The sequence below is a fragment of the Streptomyces scabichelini genome, from assembly GCF_011045015.1.
Taxonomy (GTDB): domain Bacteria; phylum Actinomycetota; class Actinomycetes; order Streptomycetales; family Streptomycetaceae; genus Streptomyces; species Streptomyces scabichelini.
Map to the genome: position 1 here is coordinate 13,652 of NZ_JAAKZY010000088.1, position 25,683 is coordinate 39,334.

Genomic DNA, 25,683 nt, shown 5'->3' on the forward strand with positions numbered 1-25,683 from the left:
AGTGGGACCTGTGAGCTGCATTTCCGGCGTGCAACGATTTTCTTCAATCTTGTGGGAACCAGATGTGGGCTGCGTCACGTTCGAGTTGAATGATTCCTAGTGAGTGATTCGTAGTGAGGGAACTGATGCGCGGGTGCACCGCGCACGACACGCCGACACGGCCTGCAGGGGGTGCCCGGTGAGTGCTTCCCGGCGTAGTGGGACCACGGACGAACTCGGGCCGCAGGAGCCCGAGCGGGACGGGGCCGATCTGCTTGCCGCTCTGCTCGATGGGATGGACGCGGCGTTGTGCGCTTTTGACGCCGACGGTGTCGTGACCCATTGGAACCGAGAGGCCGAGCGGATTCTGGGATGGACCGCCGACGAGGCCGTCGGGCGGCACGGGTTCGCCGGCTGGGCCGTGCGGACGGCGGACGCCGAGGAGGTCGAGAGCCGGCTGATGTCGGCGATGCACGCCCCGGGTCGGCAGGTGCACGAGTTCGCGCTGCTCACCAAGGACGGCGGACGGGTGCTCGTACGGACCCAGTCCGCTGCCGTGCGCGGCCCGGACGGGAAGCCCGCCGGCGTCTACTGCGCCTTCAGTGAGGTGCACGCGCAGATCGACCTGGAGCGGTCCATCGCCCTGAGTGAGGCTTTGCTGGAGGACGCGTCGTGGGGTGTCGTGCTCGTCGACGCCGATCTACGTCCCGCCGTCGTCAACGCGCACGCCGCTCGTGCGCTCGGGATAGGGCGTACGGCGGTGTTGGGGCGTCCCCTGGGTGAGTTGCTCGCGCAGGGCGTCGAGGAGCTGGAGAGCGCGCTCACGCATGTGCTCGCCGAGGGGGCGCCGCCCGCGCCCGCCGAGATGTGGGTGACCGTGCGGACGCCGGAGGGCGAGAAGCGGCGCTGCTGGCGGAGCGGGTTCCTGCGACTGTCCTCGCCGCTCGCGGAAGAGCCGGTTCCGCTCGGTGTGGGCTGGCTCTTCCAGGACGTGACCGAGAGCAAGCAGAGCGAGCAGGAGGCCTCGCAGCTGCGGTTCCGGGCCAACCAGCTGCACCGCGCCGGGCGCGCGGCGGCCGAGTGCGAGGACCCAGCGGAGGCCGCGGTCGTCCACCTGGACTTCTCGCTGGCCGGGTTCGCCGATCACGCGCTGATCGACCGGGTGGCCGGCGGCTCCGCGCCCGACGGCGAGGGGACGGTACGGCTTGTACGGGCCGCCGCCACGCCCTCGGGTGCACCGGGACCCAGCATGCCCGCCGACGGCCGCGCCGGACTGCCCGTGCGGTACGCCGAGGGGCATCCCGCCCTCCAGTGCGTCGACCGGATCGGTTCCGTACGGGCCAGCGCGGGCGCGTCCGCTTCCGACCAGACCCGCGAGTGGGCCGTCTCCCGGCAGTGGCCGGCGGACGCGGTCCATGCCCTGTGCGCGGTCCTGCGCAGCCGGGGCCGGACCCTCGGCGTCGTGACGTTCCTGCGGGGCGCCAGCCGTACGCAGTTCGAGCGGGCCGACGCGATGTACGCGGAGGATGTCGCGGTACGGATCGCCGCGCTGCTGGACCTGGCGGAGCGACTGGAGCGGGACTGAGCCGCGCAGCCCGGCCGTCGGCGGCGCATCGCCTTCAGCGCGGGGTCGCTTTCAGCGCCGAGTCACCGTCAGTGCCGAGCCACCGCCAGTGCCGAGTCGCCGTCGGTCTCGCCGCTGACGTCTCACCGCTGATGCCTCACTGCCGATAGAAGATCCGGTCCGCGTATTCCTCGAAGACGCGGCCGTTCCAGGCGTGTCCCCCGTCCACGTTCCCCGAGCGCAGGAGCGGAGGCTCGATGCCCCGGTCCGCGAGGGTGCCGGCCGCCGTGGCCATGACCGCCTGGAGAAGGGCCGAGGTGACGACCGTGGAGGCGGGGGCGAAGGGCGCGGGGACGGTGTCGAGGGTGAGTTCCGCGTCTCCGATTGCGATCTTCGAGTCGAGTACGACGTCGCAGTGGTCCTTCAGGTACGTACCCGAGGAGTGCCGGGACTCCGTTTCGGAGGCGTACGCGACCGACGTGACCCCGATGACCTTGAGGCCGAGGGCGCGGGCGTGCAGGGCCATCTCGACGGGGAGCGCGTTGCGCCCGGAGAGGGAGATGATCACGAGTGCGTCGCCCGCGCGCGCGGGGCTGGAATCGAGGACGGCGGTCGCGAGGCCGTCGACGCGTTCCAGGGCGGAGCCGAGCGTGGCGGGCATGACGTCCACGCCGACGGCACCCGGCACGGCGAGCAGGTTCATCAGGGCGAGGCCGCCCGCCCGGTAGACGATGTCCTGCGCGGCGAGCGAGGAGTGCCCGGCGCCGAAGGCGAACAGCCGCCCCTCGGCCGCGACCGTGTCGGCGATCAGCGTGCCGGCGGCCGCGACGGCCTCGGCCTCTTCGTCCCGCACCCGTCCCAGCAGGCCGATCGCGGCGTCGAAGAACTGCCCGGCCAGCTTGCTCTCGCTCATCGGCGAAGCCCCTTCGAAGTTCGGTGAGCCACTGAACCGGCGCCTCGGCACAGCCGTACTCCCGTCCGTACGCTCGTCCGTACGCCTGTCGTGTCGCGGATCACGTTGCGGTCTGGACCAGTGCGCTGTCAATACGGGGTCAATACGGGCTGTTGACACAGGCTGTTGAACGGCCACTGAGGGCGGCCGCACCTCGTAGCCACCGCCGCTGAGGCACTCGTAACCGCATGGTTTCGTCCGAGCGGCACGGTTGTCAGTGGGATGCGTCAGAATTGATGTCAGGGCCAGCGCACACGCCGGTGAGCCACTCAGCCTCCGGCAGATCTCATCAAGGGGCACGTATGTCCGGACTGATCGACACCACGGAGATGTATCTCCGCACCATCCTCGAGCTGGAAGAGGAAGGTGTGGTCCCCATGCGTGCCCGGATCGCCGAGCGGCTCGACCAGAGCGGGCCGACGGTCAGCCAGACGGTGGCGCGGATGGAGCGCGACGGCCTGGTGGCGGTCGCCAGCGACCGGCACCTCGAGCTCACGGAGGAGGGCCGCCGGCTGGCCACGCGCGTGATGCGCAAGCACCGCCTCGCGGAGTGCCTGCTCGTCGACGTGATCGGCCTTGAGTGGGAGCAGGTGCACGCCGAAGCCTGCCGCTGGGAGCACGTGATGAGCGAGGCGGTCGAGCGCCGCGTCCTGGAGCTGCTGCGCCACCCGACCGAGTCGCCGTACGGGAATCCGATCCCGGGCCTGGAGGAGCTGGGCGAGAAGGACGGCGCGGACCCGTTCCTGGACGCGGGCATGGTCTCGCTGGCCGACCTGGACCCGGGCAGCGACGGCAAGACGGTCGTCGTGCGCCGGATCGGCGAGCCCATCCAGACGGACGCGCAGCTGATGTACACGCTGCGGCGGGCCGGCGTGCAGCCCGGATCGGTGGTCAGCGTGACGGAGTCCGCGGGCGGCGTCCTGGTGGGCAGCGGTGGCGAGGCCGCTGAACTGGAGTCGGACGTCGCCTCGCATGTTTTCGTAGCGAAGCGCTGACGCGGAGTGATCGGGCGCGCTAGGGTTCCAACCCCCTCGTAGGAGTCGGCCGAAGGCGTGACTCCGGCGTGGGGCGGTTGCCCGGGGCGCCGATCCCGGGGGTGTGGGGGCCCGGTCCATCACCTGTGCCACTGAAGTGGCCGGATGCAACATGCTCATCGAAGCCATCGATGACCCGATTGCCAACATGTCTTTCTTTGTGGGCAGTTGACTGTGCAGTTTGACTGTTCCGAATCGCAGCGCGTTGATGGGTTGCGTGTAAGTCTGTCCCTGGGAGGAGGGGGAGGCATATGCACCGCGAAATGTTCGAGGGCCCCGGCGCCCTGCGGCGCCGGGGCCTGTCCTCCCCTGTGCTGACCCGGAGCCCCGAGCTCTCAGGGTCATCCCCTTCGGACCGTCTTCCCCGAGCGGCCCGCCTCCCGTTGGAGATCTCCCCTCGGCGGCGGCGATCAATCCTTGAGAGTGGTCACTCGAACGAGGGGTGTTACCCCCGAGAGACCTGTCTTTCGAACGCGTATTCGATAGCGTATGAGTGACGGAACCATCGCAGGGAACGCAGGAACAAGCAGCAGGCACAACCAGCGGCAACAACCAGCAGGAGCAGCGGCACGACGAGCTAGTACGAGCGAAACGGCCGGCGCGTGCGGGACGGGCGGGCCGAGCGGATCAAGGGGGGTGCCAACGTATGGTGCGGCGCATCGACGTGACCGGAGCGGACGGCGTACGCCTCGCCGCGTGGGAGTTCGCCGATCCTCCCAAGACCGGGGAGATCGAGCGGGCACCCGGCGTGCTGTTACTGCACGGCCTCATGGGCCGCGCCTCGCACTGGGCGTCCACCGCCCGCTGGCTCTCCGAGCGGCATCGCGCCGTCGCGCTCGACCAGCGCGGCCACGGCAAGAGCGACAAGCCGCCCGAGGGGCCCTACACACGTGAGGCGTACGTCGACGACACCGAGGCCGCACTCGAACAGCTCGGTCTCGCCCCGGCCGTCCTGATCGGCCACTCCATGGGCGCGCTGACCGCCTGGCAGCTCGCCGCCAAACGCCCCGACCTCGTCCGCGGCCTGATCGTCTGCGACATGCGGGCCTCCGCGCTCGGCACGGCCTCGCAGCGCGAGTGGGAGGAGTGGTTCAAGTCCTGGCCCGTCCCGTTCGCCACACTCGCCGACGTCCGCAAGTGGTTCGGTGAGGACGACCCCTGGGTGGAGCGCCCGAACCCGTCCCGTGGCGAGTTCTACGCCGAGGTCATGGCCGAGTCCGACGACGGCTGGCGCCCCGTCTTCGAGTCCGACCAGATGCTCAAATCCCGCGCGACATGGGTGTACGACGCGCACTGGGAGGAGCTGGCGCAGGTCCGCTGCCCCACCCTCGTCGTACGCGGCCTCGACGGCGAACTCGGCCGCGCCGAGTCCCAGGAGATGGTCCGGGTCCTGCCCCACGGCCAGTACGCGGAGGTCGCCGACGCCGGCCACCTCGTGCATTACGACCAGCCGGAGGCTTGGCGGGGGGCGATCGAGCCGTTCCTGGACGGGCTCGCTCCGCCGGGGGCGCCGTAACGCTCCGCTGAGGGGTGCCGTGGACAGCGGGTCGGGGCCCTGGGTGGTCAGGACAGTACGTCGTCCAGGATCTCCGCCCACTGCGCGACCACGCGCTCGCGTCGCGGTCCGTCGTCCGTGAGCAGGTTCGCGAGGCCGAGGCCGCGGGCCATGTCGAGGAGGCCCTGGACCGTTTCGCGGACGCCCGGGCGGGTTTCGTCGGCGCCGAGCAGGTCCACGGCGATGTGGTGGGTCTCGCGGCCGACGCGGGCCTCCAGTTCGGTGACGCGGGGGCGGAGCTGGTCCTCGTTGGAGGCGGCGACCCAGAGGTGGAGGGCGGCGCGGAACAGCGGGCCCGTGTAGAGGTCGACCAGGGCGCAGACCACGGCGCGGCGGTCCGCGGGGCCGTCGGGGAAGAGGGCGCGCAGGGCGGTGGAGCGCTGTTCGGCGACGTACTCGACCGCTGCCGTGAAGAGGTCCTCCCGGGTCGGGAAGTGGTGTTGGGCGGCGCCTCGTGAGACGCCGGCGCGTTCGGCGACGACGGAGACCGTGGAGCCTGCCCAGCCGTGCTCGGCGAGGCAGGCGACGGCGGCTTCGAGGAGCCGCTGTCGGGTGGCCCGGCTGCGGTCCTGTTTGGGCACGCGTTCGGCAAGCGGCGCGGCGTTCACAGCACCCATGGGGGATCCCGTCGTTCGAGGAAGGCCGTCATTCCTTCGCGGGCGTCGGCGGAGGCGAACAGCCGGGCCGAGAGCCCGGCCAGTTCGCCGGCGTCCTGGTGGAAGGACTCCAGCACCTTAGCCGTGAGCAGCCGTTTCGTCTCCCGGAGTCCCTGCGGGGAGGCCCGGCGCAGGCCGTCGAGGACGGGTTCGAGCACCTCGTCGACGTCGCTGCCTGCGGCCGTCAGCAGGCCGATGCGCGCCGCTTCGGCCGATCCGAAGTCCTCGCCGGTGAGGTAGTAGCGGGCCAGGGCGCGCGGGTCGGTGCGGGGCAGGAGGGGCAGGGAGATGACGGCGGGCGCGACGCCGATGCGTACCTCCGTGAAGGCGAAGGTGGCCTCGGCGGAGGCGACTGCGATGTCGCAGGCGCCGAGCAGGCCCAGGCCGCCCGCCCGTACGTGCCCGGTGATCCGGGCCACGACGGGTTTGCGCAGCTCGATGATCTGCTTCAGCAGCCGGACGAGCGCTTTGGGTTGCGGAGGGTAGCGCAGGTCGGCGCCCGCGCAGAACGTGTTCCCGGTGTGGGTGAGGACGACGGCGCGTACGTCGCGGTCCTTGCCGCACTGCTTCAGGGCGTCCGCCAGTTCGGCCACGAGGGCGGCCGACAGGGCGTTGCGGTTGGCCGGCGAGTCGAGGGTGAGGGTGGTGATGCCGCGCTCGTGCGAGCGCTGCACGAGGGTCATGCGCGCTCCCTCAGTTCGCGCAGTTCGCGTCGCAGGATTTTCCCGGAGACGGCCCTGGGCACGCCGTCGATGAAGTCGACGTGCCGGATCTTCTTGTACGGGGCGACACGTTCGGCGACGTATTGGATGACCTCACCTTCGGTGAGGTCGACGGCCGTCGGCAGGCGCACTACGTAGGCGTGCGGGACTTCGTTGTTGTCGGCGTCGTAGACCCCGATGACGGCGGCGTCGGCGATGCCGGGGTGCGTCAGCAGGAGGGCCTCGAGTTCGGCCGGGGCCACCTGGAAGCCCTTGTACTTGATCAGTTCCTTGACGCGGTCGACGATGTACAGCCAGCCCTCGGCGTCGACGTGGCCGATGTCTCCGGTGTGCAGCCAGCCGTCCTCGTCGATCAGCGCGGTGGTGGCTTCGGGGCGTCCCAGGTAGCCCTTCATGACCTGGGGGCCGCGGATCGCGACCTCGCCGCGCTCGCCCACGCCGACGTCCTTTGAGGGGTCGTCCAGAGAGAGGATGCGCATCTCCGTGCCGGCGATGAGTTTTCCGACGCTTCCAGGGGGCGGGTTTTCGCAGTCGAGGGGCACCGCGTGGGTGCCGGGCGAGAGTTCCGTCATGCCGTACGCCTGGCCGACGGGCGGCAGCCCCAGCCTGCGCGAACAGGCCGCCGCCAGTTCGGCGTCCAGGGGTGCCGCCGCGCTGACGATGTACTTCAGGGACGACAGGTCGTACCCCTCGACGGCCGGGTGCTTGGCGAGGGCGAGGACGATCGGCGGGGCCACGTACAGGCCGGTGATGCGGTGCTTTTCGATGGCTCCCAGGAATGTGTCGAGGTCGAAGCGGGGCAGCACGACGACCGTGGCGCCGTTCCTCAGGGGTGCGTTCATGAGAGCGGTGAGCCCGTAGATGTGGAAAAACGGCAGCACGGCGAGGATGCGGTCGCCGGGGGCCATCGGCAGGCAGGGGTAGAGCTGCGCCAGGTTGGTGGCGATGGACCGGTGGGTGAGCATCACGCCCTTGGGGATGCCGGTCGTGCCCGAGGAGTACGGGAGGGCCGCGACGTCCTCTACGGGGTTGATGTCGACGTCGGGCTCGGGGGCCGTGGAGCCGATCATGTCGAGCAGCGAGCGGTGCCCTTCGGCCTGGTCGCAGACGAAGATCTCCTGTATGCCGCCCGCGAGTTCGGCCGCCGCACGTGCCGTCTCCAGGAGGGGCGACACGGTGACGATCCAGCGGGCGGCGCAGTCCCGCAGCTGCCTGCCGAACTCCTCGGCCGTGGAGAGCGGATGGACGGTCGTGACCGACGCACCCGCACGCGTGGCGGCGAAGAACGCGGCCGGGTAGGCGATGGTGTTCGGGCTGTGCAGGGCCAGTACGTCCCCCTTGCGGACGCCGGCGTCGGCGAGCGCGGCGGCGATCCGCCGGTGGAACGTGTCCAGTTGGGCGTACGTGAGGGTCGTGCCCTCCACGCCGTCGATGAGGGCCGGCATGTCGCCGCGTTCGGCGGCGCGGCCCAGTACTGCCTCGTGGATGGGTGCTTCGACGGCCGGGACGTCTGCGTACTCGCTGCGGAACATGGTTCCTCCTCGCACACCGGTGTGCTGGTCGGTACGGCTTCAGCGGCTTCAGTAGGACTCTTCAGTAGGACTTGGGCAGGCCCAGGGTCTGGTGGGAGACGTAGTTGAGAATCATCTCGCGGCTGACCGGCGCTATACGAGCCACGCGCGCGGCCGTTATCAACGAGGCGAGCCCGAACTCGCGCGTGAGGCCGTTGCCGCCGAGGGTGTGCACGGCCTGGTCGACGGCTTTCACGCAGGCCTCGCCGGCCGCGTACTTCGCCATGTTGGCGGCCTCTCCGGCGGCGGTGTCGTCGCCCGCGTCGTACAGGGCGGCGGCCTTCTGCATCATCAGGCGGGCGAGTTCGAGGTCGATGTGTGCCTGCGCGAGAGGGTGTGCGATCGCCTGGTGGGCGCCTATGGGTTCCTTCCAGACGGTGCGCTCGCGGGCGTATTCGACCGCCCTGGAGACCGCGTAGCGGCCCATGCCGATCGCGAACGCGGCCGTCATGACGCGCTCCGGGTTGAGGCCGGCGAAGAGCTGAAGGAGACCGGCGTCCTCGTCGCCGACGAGCGCGTCGGCGGGCAGCCGTACGTCGTCGAGGGTGAGCTCGAACTGCTTTTCCGCGCCTTGGAGTTCCATGTCGATGCGGCGGCGCTCGAAGCTGGGCGCGTCTCGCGGGACCATGAACAGGCAGGGCTTGAGCCGCCCGGTCTTCGCGTCCTCCGTGCGGCCCACGATGAGGGTGGCGTCGGCGATGTCCACTCCGGAGATGAACACCTTGCGGCCGGTGAGGATCCAGCCGCCTCCGGCCGGGTCGCGGCGGGCTGTGGTGGTGATGCGGTGGCTGTTGGAGCCCGCGTCCGGTTCGGTGATGCCGAAGGCCATGATGCGGGTGCCGTCGGCCAGGCCTGGTAGCCATTCCTGTTTTTGGGCGTCTGTGCCGAAGCGGGCGATGACCGTTCCGCAGATCGCGGGCGACACGATCATCATGAGGAGGGGGCAGCCTGCGGCGCCCAACTCCTCCAGGACGATGGAGAGTTCGGCTATGCCGCCGCCTCCGCCGCCGTACTCCTCGGGGAGGTTCACGCCTAGGTAGCCGAGCTTGGCTGTCTCGGACCAGAGTTCGTCGGGTGCGTGGTTGCGGCCGTGGCGTTTGCCGAGGGCTGCTACGGCGGTTCGGAGGGCCTTGTGTTCTTCGGTCTCTATGACGGGGCTCATGAGGCTCCTAAGGGGGAGGCGGGAGCGGTTGTATGGAGGGTGCGGATTCGTTGGGGCTGGTCGCGCCCACGCGGCGGAGCCGCATGATCGACACAGCCCCGCGCCCCTAAAGGGGCGCGTCCCCTCACGTGACGTTTTGGACTACTGCCAGCAACGCACCGACCTCGACCTGCTGGCCAGGCGCCGCATGAAAGGCCGTCAGCGTGCCCGAGGCCGGGGCGGAGATCTTGTGTTCCATCTTCATTGCCTCCAGCCAGATGAGGGGCTCTCCTGCCCGCACAAGGGATCCCTCGGTGAGGCCCTCGGCGACCCGTACGACCGTGCCCGGCATGGGGGCCAGCAGGGAGCCCGGCTCCTGCTGGGCCGTGGGGTCGGGGAAGCGGGGCAGGGCCGTCAGCGCGGTGGTGTTCACGTGCACCTCGTCGCCGTAGCGGCTGACCTCGAAGCGCCGCCGTACGCCGGCCACTTCGAGTACGACCAGGTCGGCGGCCGTGTGCAGGACCCGTACCCCGTCGGCGGTCAGGCCCTCCCGGGCGTGCCGGTAGTGGACCTCGTGCTCGACGCCGTCCATCAGGTACCGCTTGGTCTGCGGCTGTGACGGCAGGTTGCGCCAGCCTCCGAAGCGGGACCGTCCGTGCGCGTCCGCGAGGGCGGCCGCCAAGGGTGCGTACGGGTCTGGTGTGGGCGTCGCGAGTTCGGTCAGGTGCCGGTCGTAGAAGCCCGTGTCCATGCGGGCCGTCGCGAACTCCGGGTGCCTGAGGGATCGTACGAGGAGGTCTCGGTTGGTGACCGGGCCGTGGATCGCCGCCTTCTCCAGGGCGCCCGCCAGTTTCCGCAGAGCCTCCGCGCGCGTGGGGGCGTATGCGACGGCCTTGGCGAGCATCGGGTCGTAGTGGACGCCGATCTCGTCGCCGTCGGAGTAGCCCGTGTCCAGGCGGACCTCCGGGACGGTGAGGCGGTGCAGGGTGCCGGTCTGCGGGGTCCAGCCGCCCGCCGGGTCCTCCGCGTAGAGGCGGGCCTCGATCGCGTGGCCACGCGCGCGTGGAGGGTCCTTTTCGAGGGGGATGCCCTCGGCGACACGGATCTGGAGGGCGACGAGGTCGATGCCGAACACCGCCTCCGTGACGGGGTGTTCGACCTGGAGACGGGTGTTCATCTCCAGGAAGTGCGCCTTGGCCCCGGTCACAGGGTCGGCCGCAGGATCGTCGGCGACCAGGAACTCGACCGTGCCCGCGCCCACGTAGTCGACCGCACGGGCGGCTCGTACGGCCATCGCGTACAAGGAGTCGGTCAGTTCGGATGTCAGACCCGGCGCAGGGGCCTCCTCGATCACCTTCTGGTGGCGGCGCTGGAGGGAGCAGTCGCGGGTGCCGAGCGCCCATACGGTGCCGTGCGCGTCGGCGAGGATCTGCACCTCGACGTGCCGGCCGCCCTCCACGTAGGGCTCGACGAAGACCTCGCCGTCTCCGAAGGCGCTCAGGGCCTCGGCGCGCGCGGCCGCCAACTCGCCGTCCAGGTCGGCGAGTCGGTGTACGACACGCATGCCGCGCCCGCCTCCGCCCGCGGCGGCCTTCACCAGCACGGGCAGGTCGTCCTCCTTGACCTCGGTCAACGGAGCGAGCCCCATCAGCTCCTTCGCGCGCGTCTTGGAGGCCATCGCCTCGATCGTTTCGGGCGGGGGTCCGATCCAGACGAGGCCCGCGTCGAGGACCGCCCGCGCGAAGTCGGCGTTCTCGGAGAGGAAGCCGTACCCGGGGTGCACGGCGTCCGCGCCCGCGCTCAGTGCCGCCTTCACGATCAGCTCACCGCGCAGATACGTCTCCGAGGGCGCCGCGCCCGGGAGGCGTACCGCCGCGTCGGCCACGCGCGCGTGGAGGGCGTTTTCGTCGGCGTCCGAGTACACGGCGACGGTTCGGATTCCCGACTCACGGCACGTGCGGAAGACACGGCAGGCGATCTCGCCCCGGTTGGCGACCAGCACACTCTTAATCACGGAATCCCTCACATCCGTCATGACCGTCGCATCCGTCATGGCCGTCACATCCGGAAGACGCCGAAGCCACCGCGCGCGCCCTCGTAGGGCGCCGTGTGGATCGCGGACAGGCACAGGCCGAGGACGGTGCGGGTGTCGCGCGGGTCGATGACCCCGTCGTCGTACAGCCGCCCGGACAGGAACATCGGCAGGGACTCCGACTCGATCTGCTGCTCCACCATGGCGCGCAGCGCCGCGTCGCCCTCCTCGTCGTACGGCTGCCCCTTCGCGGCGGCCGACTGCCGGGCCACGATCGACAGGACGCCGGCGAGCTGCTGAGGCCCCATGACGGCCGACTTGGCGCTGGGCCAGGCGAACAGGAAGCGAGGGTCGTACGCCCGCCCGCACATGCCGTAGTGACCGGCTCCGTACGAAGCCCCCATGAGCACGGAGAGGTGGGGGACTTTCGAGTTGGACACCGCGTTGATCATCATCGCGCCGTGCTTGATGATGCCGCCCTGTTCGTACTCCTTGCCGACCATGTAGCCGGTGGTGTTGTGCAGGAACAGCAGCGGGATGTCGCGCTGGTTGGCGAGCTGGATGAACTGGGCGGCCTTCTGGGACTCCTCGCTGAAGAGGACACCCTGGGCGTTGGCCAGCACGCCCACCGGGTAGCCGTGGAGGGTCGCCCATCCGGTCGTGAGGCTCGTCCCGTAGAGCGGCTTGAACTCGTCGAAGTCGGAGCCGTCGACGATGCGGGCGATGACCTCTCGGGGGTCGAAGGGCACCTTCAGGTCGCCGGGGACGATCCCCAGGAGCTCGTCCTCGTCGTACTTGGGGGGCGCGGCGGGCCCGGGATCGTCGTACGCCTTGCGGTGGTTGAGGCGCGCGACCACACGGCGCGCCTGTCTGATCGCGTCGGGTTCGTCGACCGCGAAGTGGTCCGCGAGACCCGACACGCGCGCGTGCATCTCGGCGCCGCCCAGGGACTCGTCGTCGCTCTCCTCACCGGTGGCCATCTTCACGAGGGGCGGCCCGCCGAGGAACACCTTCGCCCTCTCCTTGACCATGATCACGTGGTCGGACATGCCGGGGATGTACGCGCCTCCGGCGGTGGAGTTCCCGAAGACGACCGCCACGGTCGGGATGCCGGCGGCGGACAGCCGGGTGAGGTCGCGGAAGATCGCGCCCCCAGGGATGAAGATCTCCTTCTGGGAGGGCAGGTCGGCGCCGCCGGACTCGACGAGGCTGATGCACGGCAGCCGGTTGGTGAGGGCGATGTCATTGGCCCGCAGGGCCTTCTTCAGGCTCCAGGGGTTGCTGGCGCCGCCGCGTACGGTCGGATCGTTCGCGGTGATCAGGCACTCCACACCCTCGACGACACCGATCCCGGTGACGAGCGAGGCGCCGACGGTGTACTCGGGGGAGGTGCTCCCCCACGCGGCCAGCGGGCTGAGTTCCAGGAAGGGCGTGTCCGGGTCGAGCAGCAGCTCGATGCGCTCGCGGGCGAGGAGCTTGCCGCGCTTCCGGTGCCTGGCGACGTACTTCTCGCCGCCGCCCGCGAGGGCCTTCGCGTGCTCGGCGTCGAGTTCGGCGAGCTTGGCGAGCATGGCTTCGCGGTTGGCCGTGTAGTCGGGTCCCGCGGTGTCGAGCGCGGTCGCCAGAACGGTCACAGGAGTACCTCCGGAATGTCCAGGTGGCGGGAGCGCAGCCATTCGCCGAGGGCCTTGGCCTGCGGGTCGAAACGGGCCTGGGAGGCGACACCCTCGCCGAGGAGCCCTTCGACGACGAAGTTCAGGGCGCGGAGGTTGGGCAGTACATGGCGTACGACGGTCAAGTCGGCGGTTTCCGGGAGAAGTTCACGGAGACAGTCGACGGTGAGGGTGTGCGCGAGCCAGCGCCAGGCGTCGTCGGTGGCGACCCAGATCCCGACGTTCGCGTCACCCCCCTTGTCGCCGCTGCGGGCACCCGCGACGCGCCCGAGCGGCGCCCGCCGCACCCGCCCCTCGGGCAACGGCTCGGGCAGCGGCGGCTGTCCAGCATCGTCGGGATTCTTCAGAGCGCGCGTAAGGGCCGGCGGATCGATGCGTACGCGGCTGCCGTCGTGCAGCACGGCCGTGTGCTCGACGGCGCCCTGGTCGACGTACGCCGCCTCGAAGACCCCGTACGGACTGCCCTTCCCCGGCGGAGCCGTGACGTGAAAGCCTGGGTAACTGGCCAGCGCCAGCTCGACCGCGGCCCCGCTCAGCGTGCGGCCCACCACGTCCGGGTCGGTGTCCCGCACCACGAGCCGGAGCAGCGCGCTCGCGGTCTCCTCGGTCGGGGCGTCGGGGTGGTCGGTGCGAGCGGTCTCCCAACTCACCTCGGCGGGACGGGACTTGGCTGCGGAGAGCGCGGCTTCCATCTGGTCCCGTACGAGTTCCGCCTTCCGCTCGATCTCAAGTCCCGTGAGGACGAAGACGACTTCGTTGCGGAAGCCGCCGAGGCGGCTGAGGCCGACCTTGAGGGTGGGCGGCGGGGGCTCGCCGCGTACGCCGTCGATGCGTATGCGATCGGGGCCGTCCTGGGTGAGCCGTACGGAGTCGAGCCGGGCGGTGACGTCGGGTCCCGCGTACCGGGCGCCGCCCGTCTCGTACAGGAGCTGCGCGGTGACCGTGCCGAGGTCCACGACGCCGCCGCTGCCGTCGTGCTTGGTGATGACGCTCGAACCGTCTTCGTGGAGTTCGGCGAGCGGGAAGCCGGGGTGGAGGAAGACGCTCCGGTGGTGGTCGGCGAAGAACGCGTAGTTGCCGCCGGTGGCCTGGGTGCCGCACTCCAGCACATGCCCGGCGACGACGGCACCCGCGAGCCGGTCGTAGTCCCCCGGCTCCCAGCCGAAGTGGGCGGCAGCGGGCCCCGTGACCAGCGCGGCGTCCGTCACCCGCCCGGTGACGACGACATCGGCGCCCTCCCGCAGACAGGCGGCGATCCCGAAGCCGCCGAGGTAGGCGTGGGCGGCGAGGTTGCCGGAGTACCGGGCGGTGAGGTCGTCGCCTTCGACGTGCGCGACGTGGACGGGGAGGCCGAGGCGGTCGGCCAACTCCCGTACTTTCTCGGCGAGTCCTGCGGGGTTGAGGCCACCGGCGTTGGCGACGATGCGTACGCCTCGCTCGTGCGCAAGACCCAGGCACTCCTCCAGTTGCCCCAGGAAGGTCTTCGCGTAGCCCTGTTTCGGATCCTTGAGCCGGTCCCGGCCCAGGATCAGCATGGTCATCTCGGCCAGGTAGTCGCCGGTGAGGACGTCCAGGGGGCCGCCGGTGAGCATCTCGCGCATCGCGTCGAAGCGGTCGCCGTAGAAGCCGGAGGCGTTGCCGATGCGGAGGGGCGGGTGCTTTTCCGGGGCCTGTTCGCGGGGTGCTTGCGGGCTCATCCGGCGGCCTCCTTCGGTTCGCGTCCCGCGCCCGGCGGTCCCGCGAAGGCCTGGGCGATGTCCAGCCACCGGTCGGCGTCCGGCCCTTCGGCCCGTACGGCGAGGTCGGCGCGGTGGGCCCGCCGGGTGACGAGGAGGCAGAAGTCGAACGCGGGCCCGGTGACGCGCTGGGGTGCGTCCTCAGGGCCGTACGCCCATACGTCGTCCCCCGACGGCGCGACGAGCTCGACGCGGAACTCCTCCTCGGGCGCGCTCAACCCCCGTACGGCGAAGGCGAAGTCGCGCGCCCGGACGCCGATGCGGGCGATGTGGCGGAGCCGGGCGGTGGGGGTGCGTACGACGCCGAGCGTGTCGGCGATGTCCTGCCCGTGGGCCCAGGTTTCCATGATTCGCGCGGTGGCCATGGAGGCGGTGGACATCGGCGGCCCGAACCAGGCGAAACGTGCGCCCGGCAGTGCCGCCCGCAGCGCGACCTGAAGGACCGCCCGGCTCTGCCGCCACCGCGCCAGGAGCTCGGCGGGCGGCAGCGCGGCGTCCTCCTCGGCCCCCTCGTCGACGAAGGTGTCCGGTGAGGCGAGGGCCTTCTCCCCGTACGTCGCGAACGCCTCGGCGTCGGTGACGGCGAGCAGCGCGGCCCGGTCGGTCCAGGCGAGGTGCGCGATCTGGTGGGCGACGCTCCAGCCGGGCGCGGGCGTGGCGCGCGCCCACTCTTCCTCGCTCAACTCCCTGACGATCCGGTCGAGTTCGTCGCTCTCCTCGCGCAGGTCGTCGAGTACGGGCGTCGGGTCGGACACGGGGCGCTCCCCTCCGGGGGACGGCGATGTGCGGCGCGGTGTGTCCTGGAGCATGGCAGCGCTCGCAAAAACAAGCAAGCGTGCTTGGAAATTTTTCGACGACAGGTGACGGATGGCAAAGTGTGGATCCTTCGCCGTCGCGCCCAAGGCCTTCGAGTCAGTCCTGTGCGCGGCCTTTGGCCCGCAGGAAGACGGCCAGGTCGCCGAAGTGGTCGGCGTAGCCCGCCGACGCCATCCTGCGATACATCTGCTCGAGCTCGTCGAGGTGCTCAGATGTCAGAGGCAGGTCATACAGCCTGCGCAGAGGCCCGCGGTTGCCGTACCCAAAGCCGAGCACGTACATCGATATGGCCTCCTCCGTCCGCCCCGTCTCCTCCAGCACCCACGCCAAGTCGGACGCAGCGAACCCGATGGCGCCTTCTGGGAAGTCGGGCGACTCGATCGCCTTGCGGAGGTTGCGCTCGGCCTCGTCGAATCGGCCCAGCTCCGCCTGCAGGGCGCCGAGCTGGAACGCGGCGAAGTCCATCCCGGCGTCCGCGGCACGCCGGTACAGCGCCTCCGCCTCGTCAGTAAGCCCTTTGTTCGCCAGGAGACGTCCGTAATTGCTCATCGCGTAGACCTCTCCCGCGTCCGCCGCGCGTTGCAGCAGCCGCTCGGCCTCCTCTGACCCGGGTGTGAGGTTTGTCAGTAGCGTCCCCAGTGCGTACATCGCCTGCGGATGGCCCTCCTCGACGAGCGGTCGCCAAGCCTGCTCGGCCACGTCCATGGCTCCCGCGTCCTCGGCGTGGAAGCCGATGACCAGGCGCTCGCTGTCATCGGCTGCATGTGCCAGGCTCACCTCCCACACTTCGTCCCACATCTCCCTCGAGATCCTGACCGTGGCGTGGTCGACCAGGTAGTCGAAAGGCATGTACGTGGTGTCGGAGGCGGGCACGAGCAGGCTCGTGGCGCCGTGGCGGACGCGGGACGCCCAGGTCAGCGCCTCGCCGAAGGGCTCCGGGCGCAGGGAGTGGCCGCCGGCAGCGGCGAGCAGCCCCTCGTGCAGCTCGGCGAGGAGGGGAATCGCGTACGGGGCTGAGAGGCCAGTACGGGCTAGTGCCACGGCGGCGGAGACCAGGGCGGCGCCGCGTGGATGCCCGCCGACGCGTGAAGCGTGGTTCCACTCCTGGAGGAGGGCGGGGCCTGCGGCCAGGTATTCCGCGATGCCGTGCACGCCGTGATGAGCGACGGCGTCCTCGATCCGCTCGTCGGCGCAGCGTTCGGCGCGGCGGAGTTCATCGGTGCTCCAGATGCGCCCGACCTCGACGGGATGCGCCATGCGCAGAATGCGTGCCGCGGCGTCCGTGCGGTCCTCGCGGTCCCGCGCGACGAGGGTCTCGTACTGCCGTATGCGCAGGGTGGCGAGGACCGGAACGCGCAGACGGACGAGTTCCGTGAAGAGGGCAGGGCTCAGCCCCTCGGGCGTCACGTACCGTTCCATGTCGTCCAGCCAGACGACGCAGCGCGCCCCGGAGCGGGCGATGACGTCGACTACGGCGAGCAGGTCCCGTCCGCCGTCCGGGGCGACCACCCGGTGGTCGGGCAGGACATTCTTGAGCGCCTCGTATGCGGCGCGGGTCTTTCCGGCCGTGGAGTCACCGACGAGCAGTACCAAACCGCCCGACGTGGCGGCCTCGGCGAGGCGGCGGCGCAGGTCCGCGTCGATGTCGCGGGGGATATAGGGCGGTACGGCGTTTCCGTCGGCGTCGGGACGCGAGCGATGGGCGCCCGCCGACAGGGCGTCCCAACTGCCGGGCGTGGGCCAGCTGTTGGGGTCCTGAAGGTGGGCAGGTAATGCCGCTCCAGCCGTGGTGATCGTGATGGGGCCGGTGAAATCACGGCCTTGGAGGATCGGGGCGTGCTGTACGCCGCCGCTGATCTCATTGCCGTGTGCGTTCACCCGCGCATGCCCCCCATGTCGTGCGTGCCGGCCGCTCCTGTGCGCCGATTGCGCTCTCGGAACCGGTGGTTCTGGTTCGTCATGTCCGCAGCGGCACGTCCTACAAGGCCAGGGATGTCCGTCTCTGCTTCAGGCTGTCGGGTCCCAGAGCCCGCCGGCCTCACCACGAGCGAGGTGCTCGGCGTAGACGCCGACCTTCCAGGCAATGACGGAACGGCACTCCTCCAGCGCCTTGATCTGCGCGTCGACGCGCTGTCGGTGGGCGTCGAGGAGCTGCAGGCGTTCCGCCTCGTTGCCCGCGCCGTGTCGCACCAGCTCTGCGAACCGCTTGAGGTCGGCCAGCGACATACCGGATTCCCGGAGCTTGACGCAGATCAACAGCCAGTCGACGTCAAAACTGCTGTAGCGCCGCCGTCCTCCCGTGGTGCGTTGGACCGGTCCGACCAGCAGGCCCTCACGCTCGTAGAAGCGCAATGCGTGCACGCTGAGCCCGGTCCGCTCGGCCACTTCACCGATGCTCAGTGTGGCCTCACGCGCCTCGGTAGTCGTCATGCCGCCCAGCCTACGACTTGATCTAGACCTCGCTCTAGATCGTAGCGTCAGCGCATGACCACTACTGATCAGCAGCCGCTCGGCTCGCCCTACTCCGCAGCCAGCACCGCCGAGGACGTCATGACCGGCCTCGACCTCTCCGGCGCGACCGCCGTCGTGACCGGGGGCTACTCCGGACTCGGTCTGGAAACCACCCGGAGCCTGGCAGCCGCCGGGGCCCACGTCATCGTTCCGGCACGCCGGCCCGACATCGCCCGGACTGCGCTCGCGGATGTGGAAGGCTGCGAGGTCATCCCCATGGACCTGGCCGATCCCGGCAGTGTGCACGCCGCCGCCGCACGGATCAGCGACACCATTGACCGGCTCGACCTCCTGATGGCCATCGCGGGCGTCATGGCCACGCCGGAGCGCCGCGTCGGACCCGGCTGGGAAGGCCAGCTCGCTGCCAACCACCTCGGACACTTCACCCTCGTCTGCGAGCTCTACCCCCTCCTGGCCGCAGCGGACGGTGCGCGCGTCGTCGTCAACAGCTCCGCCGGACACGTCCTGACCGACATCCGCTGGGACGACCCGCACTTTCGCACCGGCTACGACAAGTGGCTGGCCTACGGCCAGGCCAAGACCGCCAACGTCCTGTTCGCCGTACAGCTTGATGCCCTCGGACGCAACGACGGTGTCCGGTCATTCGCTCTCCACCCGGGCAAAATCATTACTGGTCTCCAGCGAGAGATGCCACTCCAGGAGCAGATCGACCGCGGATGGGTGGACGAGCACGGCAACGTGATCGGCACCGGCTTCAAAACACCCTCCCAGGGTGCCGCCACCGGTCTGTGGGCAGCCACGTCTCCACTCCTCGACGGCCGCGGCGGGCTCTACCTCGAAGACTGCGACGTCGCGCGTGTCTCCGCCCCCGCCCAGCCCATGGACGATGGCGGCGTCCGCGAATACGCCATCGACGCCGGTGCGGCCGCACGGCTCTGGGACCTGTCCATCGCAGCGACCGGCGCCACCCCCATCGCCCGATGACCCCGTACCCTGCAGGCGCCGAACTGTGCGCCACCGCGGCACTCGCCGCGATACGAGCACCCTTCGACCGCGCGGCGGCAAACCCCGACCAGCACACCCGGCGCTCCGCTGCCGCCGCAGGCACGGCTCAAGGGCCAGTGCCACCAACGTCCAGCCCTCCTACAAGCCGGCTGGGAGAAGACCTCGGCGTCAGCCGGGACTCTGCGCCTTCCCGCGCCCCACCTGAGTCCGCACCGCACCCATGCTCGCCGCGATGACCAGGCCGATCGCGAGGGACTCCGCCAGCGTCAGGGTCTGGCTGAGGACGAGGAAACCGGCGACCGCGGCGACGGCCGGTTCCAGGCTCATCATGATCGCGAAGGTGGAGGCGGGGAGGCGGCGGAGGGCGAGGAGTTCGAGGGTGTACGGGAGGACGGAGGAGAGGACGGCCACGGCGGCGCCCAGGGCGATCGTGGCCGGGTCGAGGAGCCTGGGTCCGGATTCGACGAGACCCAGGGGCAGGAAGACCACCGCCGCGACCGCCATCGCCAGCGCGAGGCCGTCGGCCTGGGGGAAGCGGCGGCCCGTACGTGCGCTGAAGATGATGTACGCCGCCCACATCGCCCCGGCGGACAGGGCGAACGCGACGCCGACCGGATCGAGACTGCTGAAGCCTCCGCCGCCGAGGAGGAAGACGCCCGCGAGGGCGAGGCCGGCCCAGACGAAGTTGATCGCGCGGCGGGAGGCCAGCACGGAGAGGGCGAGAGGCCCGAGCACTTCGAGGGTGACGGCGGGGCCGAGCGGGATACGGGCCACCGACTGGTAGAAGAGGCCGTTCATCGCGGCCATGGTGACGCCGAAGGCGACGACGGTCCCCCAGTCGGCCCGCGAATGCCCGCGCAGGCTGGGCCGGCAGATCACGAGCAGCACGACCGCGGCGACCACGAGCCGCAGGGTCACGACCCCGAGCGCCCCGGCCCGCGGCATCAGACTCACGGCGAGCGCCCCACCGAACTGAACGGACACGCCTCCGGCGAGCACCAGCCCGACGGGCCCGAGGGACCCCCATCCCCGCCCCCGCCGACCCGGAACGCCGGGCGCCGCGACGGCCTCCGGCTGCGCCGCCTCCGGCTGGGCGGCGGCACCTGCGGCCGCATCGGCCGACGGGGACCGGTCTGCGCGGGGGAGGTTCACGAGGGCCATCCAGAAAGATCGAAACTGTTCAGTGTGCTGCACTTAGACGTACAGAGTAATGCACTACGCAAGGAGCGTAAACGCATTTGGCAGCTTACGAGCGGCGTCAAGGATCACCTGTTCGAAGGGTCGCCCATACTGGGTGCAAGACTGCATGGATACGGGTACGCACCCGTACCCTGACGGCATGGAGGCCGCCATGACTGACGCGAACATCCGCATCCCCGCCGAGGCACGCGACCGGCTCGCCGCCATAGCAGCAGGCGAAGGCATGTCCCTGCGCGCCTATCTCGCCCACCTCGCCGGGTCGCTCCTTACTCCCGCCGAGCGGGCGGAGAGGGCCGAGCGAACCCGCGAGATGCTGCGCGAGTGGAACGGTTACGACCCGACCCCGGCGGAGGAGACGCGTCTCGATGCCGAGCTCGACCGCCGCATGACCGAGGCGGGCGCCCGGTGAGCGATGCCATTCACGTGATCCTGGACGACACAGCGATGGTGGCGGCAGGCCGAGGCAGCATCCTGGCCTCACGCCTGATTCACCGGGCCTCGCACGAGCAGGGCTGGTTCCTTTACGCCCCCACCTGCGCCCTCGTGGAGGCCGACCGCGCTCGGCGCGGCACGGCCGAACACATCGCCGGCCTCGCCGGCATCACCCTCCTCGACCTCGACCTGTCCTCGGCCCTGGCCATCGCGGCCGAGGGCACCTGGGCCGCGGCCCACACCCGATACGTGGCCCGCCCCACCCCGGAACGTCCCGACGGCGCGTTCGTCGCCACGGTCGCCCCGGACCGCTGGCAAGGTCAGCGGTTCATCGACCTGAATCCCTGAGCCCCTCCGCAAGCACCTCCGCCAGGTGCCGCCCCCGCACGCCCGCCAGTTGCGCGAGCTGCGTGCGGCACGAGAAGCCGTCCGCCAGGACCACCGCCTCGGCCGGTGCCTCCCGCACCGACGGAAGCAGTTGCTCCTCCGCGCACGCCACCGACACCTCGTAGTGGCCCTTCTCGAAGCCGAAGTTGCCCGCCAGGCCGCAGCAGCCACCCGCGAGGTCCCCCTTCAGGCCCACCGCCTCACGCAGGCGGCGCTCCGCCGCTTCGCCGAGTACCGCGTGCTGGTGGCAGTGAGTCTGGCCGGCGACCGGGCGGTCGAGTCGGGGTGGGGTCCAGTGAGGGGCGGCGTAGCGCTCCAGGGCCTCCGCGAAGGTCAGTACCAGGCCGGCCAGGCGGGCCGCGCGCGGGTCGTCGTGGAGCAGCTCGGGAAGGTCCGTGCGCAGGGCGGCGGCGCAGCTCGGTTCCAGGACCACGATGGGCGAGGGCTCCGGACGGAGTTCGGGGTCGAGGAGTGGGTCCAGCAGGTCCAGCGTGCGCCGCATCACCTTGCGGGCGTGGTCCAGTTGGCCTGTCGAGACGTACGTCAGGCCGCAACAGGCCCGGCCGCCGAGGACCCCGTACGGGTTCAGGCGGGGTGATGCGTAGTCGCCCTCGGACGACTTCCTCAGCTTCATGGCGGGCGTGGGGAGCACCCAGATGCCCGCCGCTTCCAGCACCCGCACCGCGGCCTGCCCGACGGACGGCGAGAGGTACTCGGTGAAGGTGTCCGACCAGAGGTGGACCGTTTTCGGAATGCCCCGACCCGTCGGGCCGTCTTCGGCCACGACCCGCTCCCGCAACGCTCCCAGCACCAGCGGCCCCTCCTTCCGGAACCTCCGCCGGAACCAGCGGCTGAACGGCTCCCGCGCCAGCCGGGGAATCTCCCGCTCCATCGCCAGCCCGCCCATCCGCTTGGCCAGCCACGCCAACGGGCCGACCGAGGCGAGCAGGTTGACCAGCCAGGCGGTGCGGGTCCGGGCGATCGCGTGGAGCCACAACGGCAGCCATCCCATCGCGTAGTGCGCGGCAGGGCGTCGACGACCCTTGTAGTGGTGGTGCAGGAACTCCGCCTTGTACGTGGCCATGTCGACCTCGACCGGGCAGTCGGACCGGCAGCCCTTGCAGGAGAGGCACAGGTCCAGGGCTTCCCGTACCTCCTCCGAGCGCCAGCCGTCCGTCACCACCTCGCCCGCGAGCATCTCGTGCAGCAGGCGGGCACGGCCGCGTGTGGAGTGCTGCTCGTCGCCCGTCGCGCGGAAGGAGGGGCACATGACGCCCGGACCCGCGGACGTGTCGCGGCACTTGGCCACCCCCACACACCGCCGCACCGCCGCCGAGAAGTCCCCGCCGTCGTGCGGGTAGCCGAAGGCCACGTCCACCGGCTCGCGCGGCAGCACGGCAAAACGCAGGTTCGCGTCGAGCGGGGCCGGGCGGACCAGTATTCCGGGGTTGAGCAGGTCGTCCGGGTCCCAGACGGCCTTCGCGCGCTCGAAGAGGCCCACCAGTTCCTCGCCGTACATCTTCGGCAGGAGTTCCGCCCGTGCCTGCCCGTCCCCGTGCTCCCCCGACAGCGAACCGCCGTGCGCCACGACCAGCTCCGCCAGCTCCTCCGAGAAGCGCCGGAAGCGGCCGACACCCTCACGCGAAAGGAGATCGAAGTCGATACGTACGTGAATGCAGCCGTCCCCGAAGTGCCCGTAAGGCGTCCCGCGCAAGCCGTGAGCCGCCAGCAGACCCCTGAAGTCCCGCAAGTACGCGCCGAGTCGGGCCGGAGGCACCGCGCAGTCCTCCCAGCCGGGCCACGCCTCGCTGCCGTCCGGCATACGCGTCGCCGTGCCGCTCGCGTCCTCCCGGATGCGCCACAGGGTGCGCTGGCCTGCCGGGTCGGTGACCACGAGGGAGTCGACGACGTCCGCCGCCCGCACGATCGCGTCCGCACGCGCGCGTGCCTCCGTCGCCGTGTCACCGCCCGTCTCCACGAACAGCCAGGCCCCGCCCCTCGGCAGGCCCGCATCGGCCCGTACGAGATCGGCCGCCATCCCCTCCACCGTCAGCGGCCCGAACGGCAGCAGACCCGCCGCGGCCGAGGCCGCCGCGCTCTCGTCCGCGTACGCCAGCACGGCGAGCGCACGCGCGCGTGGGGCCTCGACAAGTCGTACGACCGCCTCCGTCAGGACGCCCAGCGTGCCCTCGGAGCCGCAGAAGGAACGGGCAACGTCGGCGCCCTTCTCTGGGAGCAGGGCGTCCAGGGCGTACCCGGAGATGCGGCGGGGCAGGTCGGGGAAGCCGGTGCGCAGCAGCCTCAACTCCCGTTCCGCCAAGTCCCGTAGCCCCTGGGGAGCGCCTGCCCACGACTGCCCCAGCGTCGACGGCGAACCCCGGCCGGTGACCACCGACAGCTCGCGCACACTGTCGGCCGTCGTCCCCCACGCCACCGAATGCGATCCACAGGAGTTGTTCCCGATCATCCCGCCGAGCGTGCAGCGGCTGTGGGTCGAGGGGTCGGGGCCGAAGCGCAGGCCGTGCGGTGCGGCGGCCTCCTGGAGGCGGTCAAGGACGAGTCCCGGCTGGACGACGGCCGTCCGCGACTCCACGTCCAGGGACACGAGCCGGTTCATGTGACGCGTGAAGTCCAGGACCACACCCGTACCGGTCGCCTGCCCGGCGATCGACGTGCCGCCGCCGCGCGCCACGACCGGCACACCCCGCGCGCGGCACACGGACAGCGCCGCCGCCACGTCGTCGGCGTCCCGCGGGGACACGACGCCGAGCGGCACGCGCCGGTAGTTGGACGCGTCCATGGTGGTCAGCGCCCGCGCGGTCGCGTCGAAGGCCACCTCGCCGCGCACCGCCTTCGCCAGCTCGCCGCGCACGGCCTTCGCCAACGCGGCGTGCACGTCCCTCGCCCGTCCGGCCCGAAGCTCCCCGAGATCCGTCATGTTCCCAGGATGCATCCCGTCACTGACAGTGGTCGTGCGATTCATAGTCCACTTGTGAAGGCGACTCCAGAACCTTCCCATCACGATCACGAACTCTCATATAGTGACGGCCAGTTGAGCACCAGGTGTCGCTTCCCGCCCAGGACACGACCGAGGACACGATTCATGACCGCGCCCATCACCCCAGCGCGCCCCACCACAGATCGGCCGTCCCTCGCGCACCCCCGAGGCGAGCGTCCCGCCCTGCGCACCGTCGCTACCGCCCCGCTCATCACCGCCGTACCGGCCGCACTCGCCGTCGTCGGCGCAGTCGTCGTGGCCCCCGACTCGGTACGCGTACCCCTCGCGTGCGGCGCGGGCGCGGCCGCCCTCCTGCTGTGCGCGGTCGTCGCATTCGCGAGCCACGCCACACAGAAGTCCCGTCTGCTGCGCCGCCGCCTCGAAGCGGTCACGGACGACGCCGGGCGGCTGTTACAGGAACGGGCGCGGTTCGCCGAGGAGTCCACCCGCGAACACACCCGCCTCACCGACGAGTTCGACCGTGAACGCGTACGCCAGGCCGAGCAGTTCACCCGGGAAAAGGCCCGCCTGGCCGCCGAACTCGACCAGGAGCGCGCCCGGCTCGGCGCGGAGAACGCCCGGCTGGCCGAGCAACTGCGCCAGGCCAGGACCGAGCGCGCCGCTGCCGTCTCGACGGCCGCCAACGCGGCCGGCCGTATGCAGGCCCTGGCCACGAGCATGCTCGCCGACCTGCGCGCCATGGAGGAGAAGCACTCCGACGAGGACGTACTCGCCGACCTCCTCCACCTCGACCACCGCACCGCGCAGGCGGGCCGGCTCGCCGACTCCGTCGCCGTCCTCGCGGGCGCGCGCTCGGGCCGCCGCTGGGCGCGGCCGATCCTCATGGAGTCGATCCTGCGCGGCGCGATGGGCCGTATCGGCGGCTACCAGCGCGTCCGCGTCCACTCGGCCAGCGAGGCCGCGGTCGCCGGGCACGCCGCCGAAGGCGTGATGCACGCGCTCGCCGAACTCCTCGACAACGCCGCGAACTTCTCGCCGCCGACCGCCGAAGTGCACGTGTACGTCGAGGAGGTGCCGGCCGGCGTCATCGTCTCCGTCGAGGACGCGGGCCTGGTCATGAGCGAGGTCCAGCTGCACCGCGCCGAACGCGCCGTCTCCGGCGAGGACATCGGACCCGGCGGCCTCACCGGCACCCGCCTCGGCCTCACCGTCGTCGGCCGACTCGCCCGCAAGTACGGCCTGAAGATCTCCTTCCGCCCCTCCGCGCGCGGCGGCACGGGCGTCCTCGTCCTGATCCCCCAGGACATCCTCGCGAACCCGACCGCCCCGAAGCCCGAGCCCCAGGTGCAGGTCCAGGGTCAGGGTCAGAATCAGGCCAAGGCCGCCCCGTCCCAGAAGTCGTACGCCGCCGCCCGCGCCCTCCCCGACCTGGACCCGGAGCCGGTGCCCACCCACGAGTCACCGGACCGCCCCGGCGACAGTGACAGTGACAGCATCAGCGCCGACACCGGCGGTCTCCCCAAGCGCCGCCGCGGCCGCACCCTCGCCGAAGCCGAAGCGGCAGCCGCATCGGCAGCCGCATCCGAACGCGCCCGCGACGCCGCCGCCACCCGCGAACCACGCCTCACCCTCGCCGCCGAGGCCAGGAACCGCGCCGCCCGCTTCAGCAGCTTCCGCCAGGCGGTACGGGGCACTGCGGCGCACGAGGCCGTACGAGCCGACGCCCCCGATCACGCCGTACAAGACGCCACACCCGACCCCGAGCCGAGCACTCCTCCCCAACCCTCCGCCCACGCC

General features: G+C 71.0%; 20 protein-coding genes. 7 read left to right on the forward strand and 13 right to left on the reverse strand.

The features are described from left to right. Positions 1-178 precede the first annotated feature (178 nt). The gene (locus G5C60_RS25885; protein WP_165263316.1) at positions 179-1,564 is read left to right on the forward strand and encodes a PAS domain-containing protein; all 1,386 of its coding nucleotides are present in this window, start codon (positions 179-181) and stop codon (positions 1,562-1,564) included. A 136-nt stretch (positions 1,565-1,700) separates the two neighbouring features. Here the strand turns inward: G5C60_RS25885 and G5C60_RS25890 are convergent, their stop codons facing one another. Next, positions 1,701-2,456: an SIS domain-containing protein gene (locus tag G5C60_RS25890; protein WP_165263317.1), complete on the reverse strand. Its 756-nt coding sequence runs from the start codon at positions 2,454-2,456 to the stop codon at positions 1,701-1,703. A 341-nt stretch (positions 2,457-2,797) separates the two neighbouring features. Between G5C60_RS25890 and G5C60_RS25895 the strand changes: the two genes are divergently transcribed. Then, entirely contained in the window at positions 2,798-3,490 is a 693-nt protein-coding gene (locus tag G5C60_RS25895; protein WP_165263318.1) for an iron-dependent transcriptional repressor DtxR, read from the forward strand. A gap of 685 nt (positions 3,491-4,175) precedes the next feature. Next, positions 4,176-5,045 carry an alpha/beta fold hydrolase gene (locus G5C60_RS25900; protein ID WP_165263319.1) on the forward strand — a complete coding sequence of 290 codons (870 nt, stop codon included), beginning with the start codon at positions 4,176-4,178 and terminating at the stop codon, positions 5,043-5,045. 47 nt (positions 5,046-5,092) lie between these two features. On the opposite strand, the gene G5C60_RS25905 is transcribed toward G5C60_RS25900, so the two are convergent. From G5C60_RS25905 to G5C60_RS25950, 10 genes are all read right to left on the reverse strand, one after another. After that, positions 5,093-5,701, reverse strand: coding sequence for a TetR/AcrR family transcriptional regulator (locus G5C60_RS25905; protein WP_165263320.1), 609 nt, complete (start codon positions 5,699-5,701; stop codon positions 5,093-5,095). Then, positions 5,689-6,423 carry an enoyl-CoA hydratase family protein gene (locus G5C60_RS25910; RefSeq protein WP_165263321.1) on the reverse strand — a complete coding sequence of 245 codons (735 nt, stop codon included), beginning with the start codon at positions 6,421-6,423 and terminating at the stop codon, positions 5,689-5,691. Before G5C60_RS25910 ends, G5C60_RS25905 begins: the two co-directional genes overlap by 13 nt. Further along, on the reverse strand, positions 6,420-7,994 hold the full coding sequence (locus tag G5C60_RS25915) for a 4-coumarate--CoA ligase family protein (RefSeq protein WP_165263322.1): 1,575 nt from the start codon (positions 7,992-7,994) through the stop codon (positions 6,420-6,422). The genes G5C60_RS25910 and G5C60_RS25915 overlap by 4 nt, the downstream gene beginning before the upstream one ends. Positions 7,995-8,055: 61 nt before the next feature. Beyond that, positions 8,056-9,195 carry an acyl-CoA dehydrogenase family protein gene (locus tag G5C60_RS25920; RefSeq protein ID WP_165263323.1) on the reverse strand — a complete coding sequence of 380 codons (1,140 nt, stop codon included), beginning with the start codon at positions 9,193-9,195 and terminating at the stop codon, positions 8,056-8,058. Between the two features lie 124 nt (positions 9,196-9,319). Further along, positions 9,320-11,188, reverse strand: a complete 1,869-nt coding sequence (locus G5C60_RS25925; protein WP_165263334.1) for an ATP-binding protein — start codon at positions 11,186-11,188, stop codon at positions 9,320-9,322. Positions 11,189-11,232: 44 nt separating this feature from the next. Next, a complete protein-coding gene (locus tag G5C60_RS25930; RefSeq protein WP_165263324.1) occupies positions 11,233-12,840 on the reverse strand; it encodes a carboxyl transferase domain-containing protein in 1,608 nt (535 codons plus the stop codon). Next, positions 12,837-14,576 (reverse strand): acyclic terpene utilization AtuA family protein, encoded by a 1,740-nt coding sequence (locus G5C60_RS25935; protein WP_165263325.1) that lies wholly within the window; start codon positions 14,574-14,576, stop codon positions 12,837-12,839. Before G5C60_RS25935 ends, G5C60_RS25930 begins: the two co-directional genes overlap by 4 nt. Next, complete coding sequence (locus tag G5C60_RS25940) at positions 14,573-15,370, reverse strand: TIGR03084 family metal-binding protein (RefSeq protein ID WP_165263326.1); 798 nt, start codon at positions 15,368-15,370, stop codon at positions 14,573-14,575. The genes G5C60_RS25935 and G5C60_RS25940 overlap by 4 nt, the downstream gene beginning before the upstream one ends. Before the next feature lie 157 nt (positions 15,371-15,527). After that, positions 15,528-17,309 carry a tetratricopeptide repeat protein gene (locus G5C60_RS25945; RefSeq protein WP_165263327.1) on the reverse strand — a complete coding sequence of 594 codons (1,782 nt, stop codon included), beginning with the start codon at positions 17,307-17,309 and terminating at the stop codon, positions 15,528-15,530. 129 nt (positions 17,310-17,438) lie between these two features. Next, positions 17,439-17,861, reverse strand: a complete 423-nt coding sequence (locus tag G5C60_RS25950; RefSeq protein ID WP_165263328.1) for a MerR family transcriptional regulator — start codon at positions 17,859-17,861, stop codon at positions 17,439-17,441. Positions 17,862-17,915: 54 nt separating this feature from the next. On the opposite strand from G5C60_RS25950, the gene G5C60_RS25955 reads away from it, so the two are divergent. After that, a complete protein-coding gene (locus G5C60_RS25955; protein ID WP_165263329.1) occupies positions 17,916-18,887 on the forward strand; it encodes an SDR family NAD(P)-dependent oxidoreductase in 972 nt (323 codons plus the stop codon). 189 nt (positions 18,888-19,076) lie between these two features. Here the strand turns inward: G5C60_RS25955 and G5C60_RS25960 are convergent, their stop codons facing one another. Beyond that, positions 19,077-20,069, reverse strand: coding sequence for an EamA family transporter (locus G5C60_RS25960; RefSeq protein WP_165263330.1), 993 nt, complete (start codon positions 20,067-20,069; stop codon positions 19,077-19,079). Positions 20,070-20,259: 190 nt separating this feature from the next. Between G5C60_RS25960 and G5C60_RS25965 the strand changes: the two genes are divergently transcribed. Together G5C60_RS25965 and G5C60_RS25970 are read left to right on the forward strand one after the other, a co-directional pair. Continuing rightward, the gene (locus tag G5C60_RS25965; protein ID WP_165263331.1) at positions 20,260-20,517 is read left to right on the forward strand and encodes a hypothetical protein; all 258 of its coding nucleotides are present in this window, start codon (positions 20,260-20,262) and stop codon (positions 20,515-20,517) included. Then, on the forward strand, positions 20,514-20,888 hold the full coding sequence (locus G5C60_RS25970; protein WP_338145921.1) for a PIN domain-containing protein: 375 nt from the start codon (positions 20,514-20,516) through the stop codon (positions 20,886-20,888). The genes G5C60_RS25965 and G5C60_RS25970 overlap by 4 nt, the downstream gene beginning before the upstream one ends. On the opposite strand, the gene G5C60_RS25975 is transcribed toward G5C60_RS25970, so the two are convergent. Beyond that, a complete protein-coding gene (locus tag G5C60_RS25975) occupies positions 20,869-23,865 on the reverse strand; it encodes an FAD-binding and (Fe-S)-binding domain-containing protein (protein ID WP_165263332.1) in 2,997 nt (998 codons plus the stop codon). The genes G5C60_RS25970 and G5C60_RS25975 overlap by 20 nt on opposite strands. A 165-nt stretch (positions 23,866-24,030) precedes the next feature. Here G5C60_RS25975 and G5C60_RS25980 point away from each other — a divergent pair. Continuing rightward, positions 24,031-25,683, forward strand: a 1,653-nt coding sequence (locus G5C60_RS25980; protein ID WP_165263333.1) for a sensor histidine kinase, incomplete at its 3' end; no start/stop codon positions are given.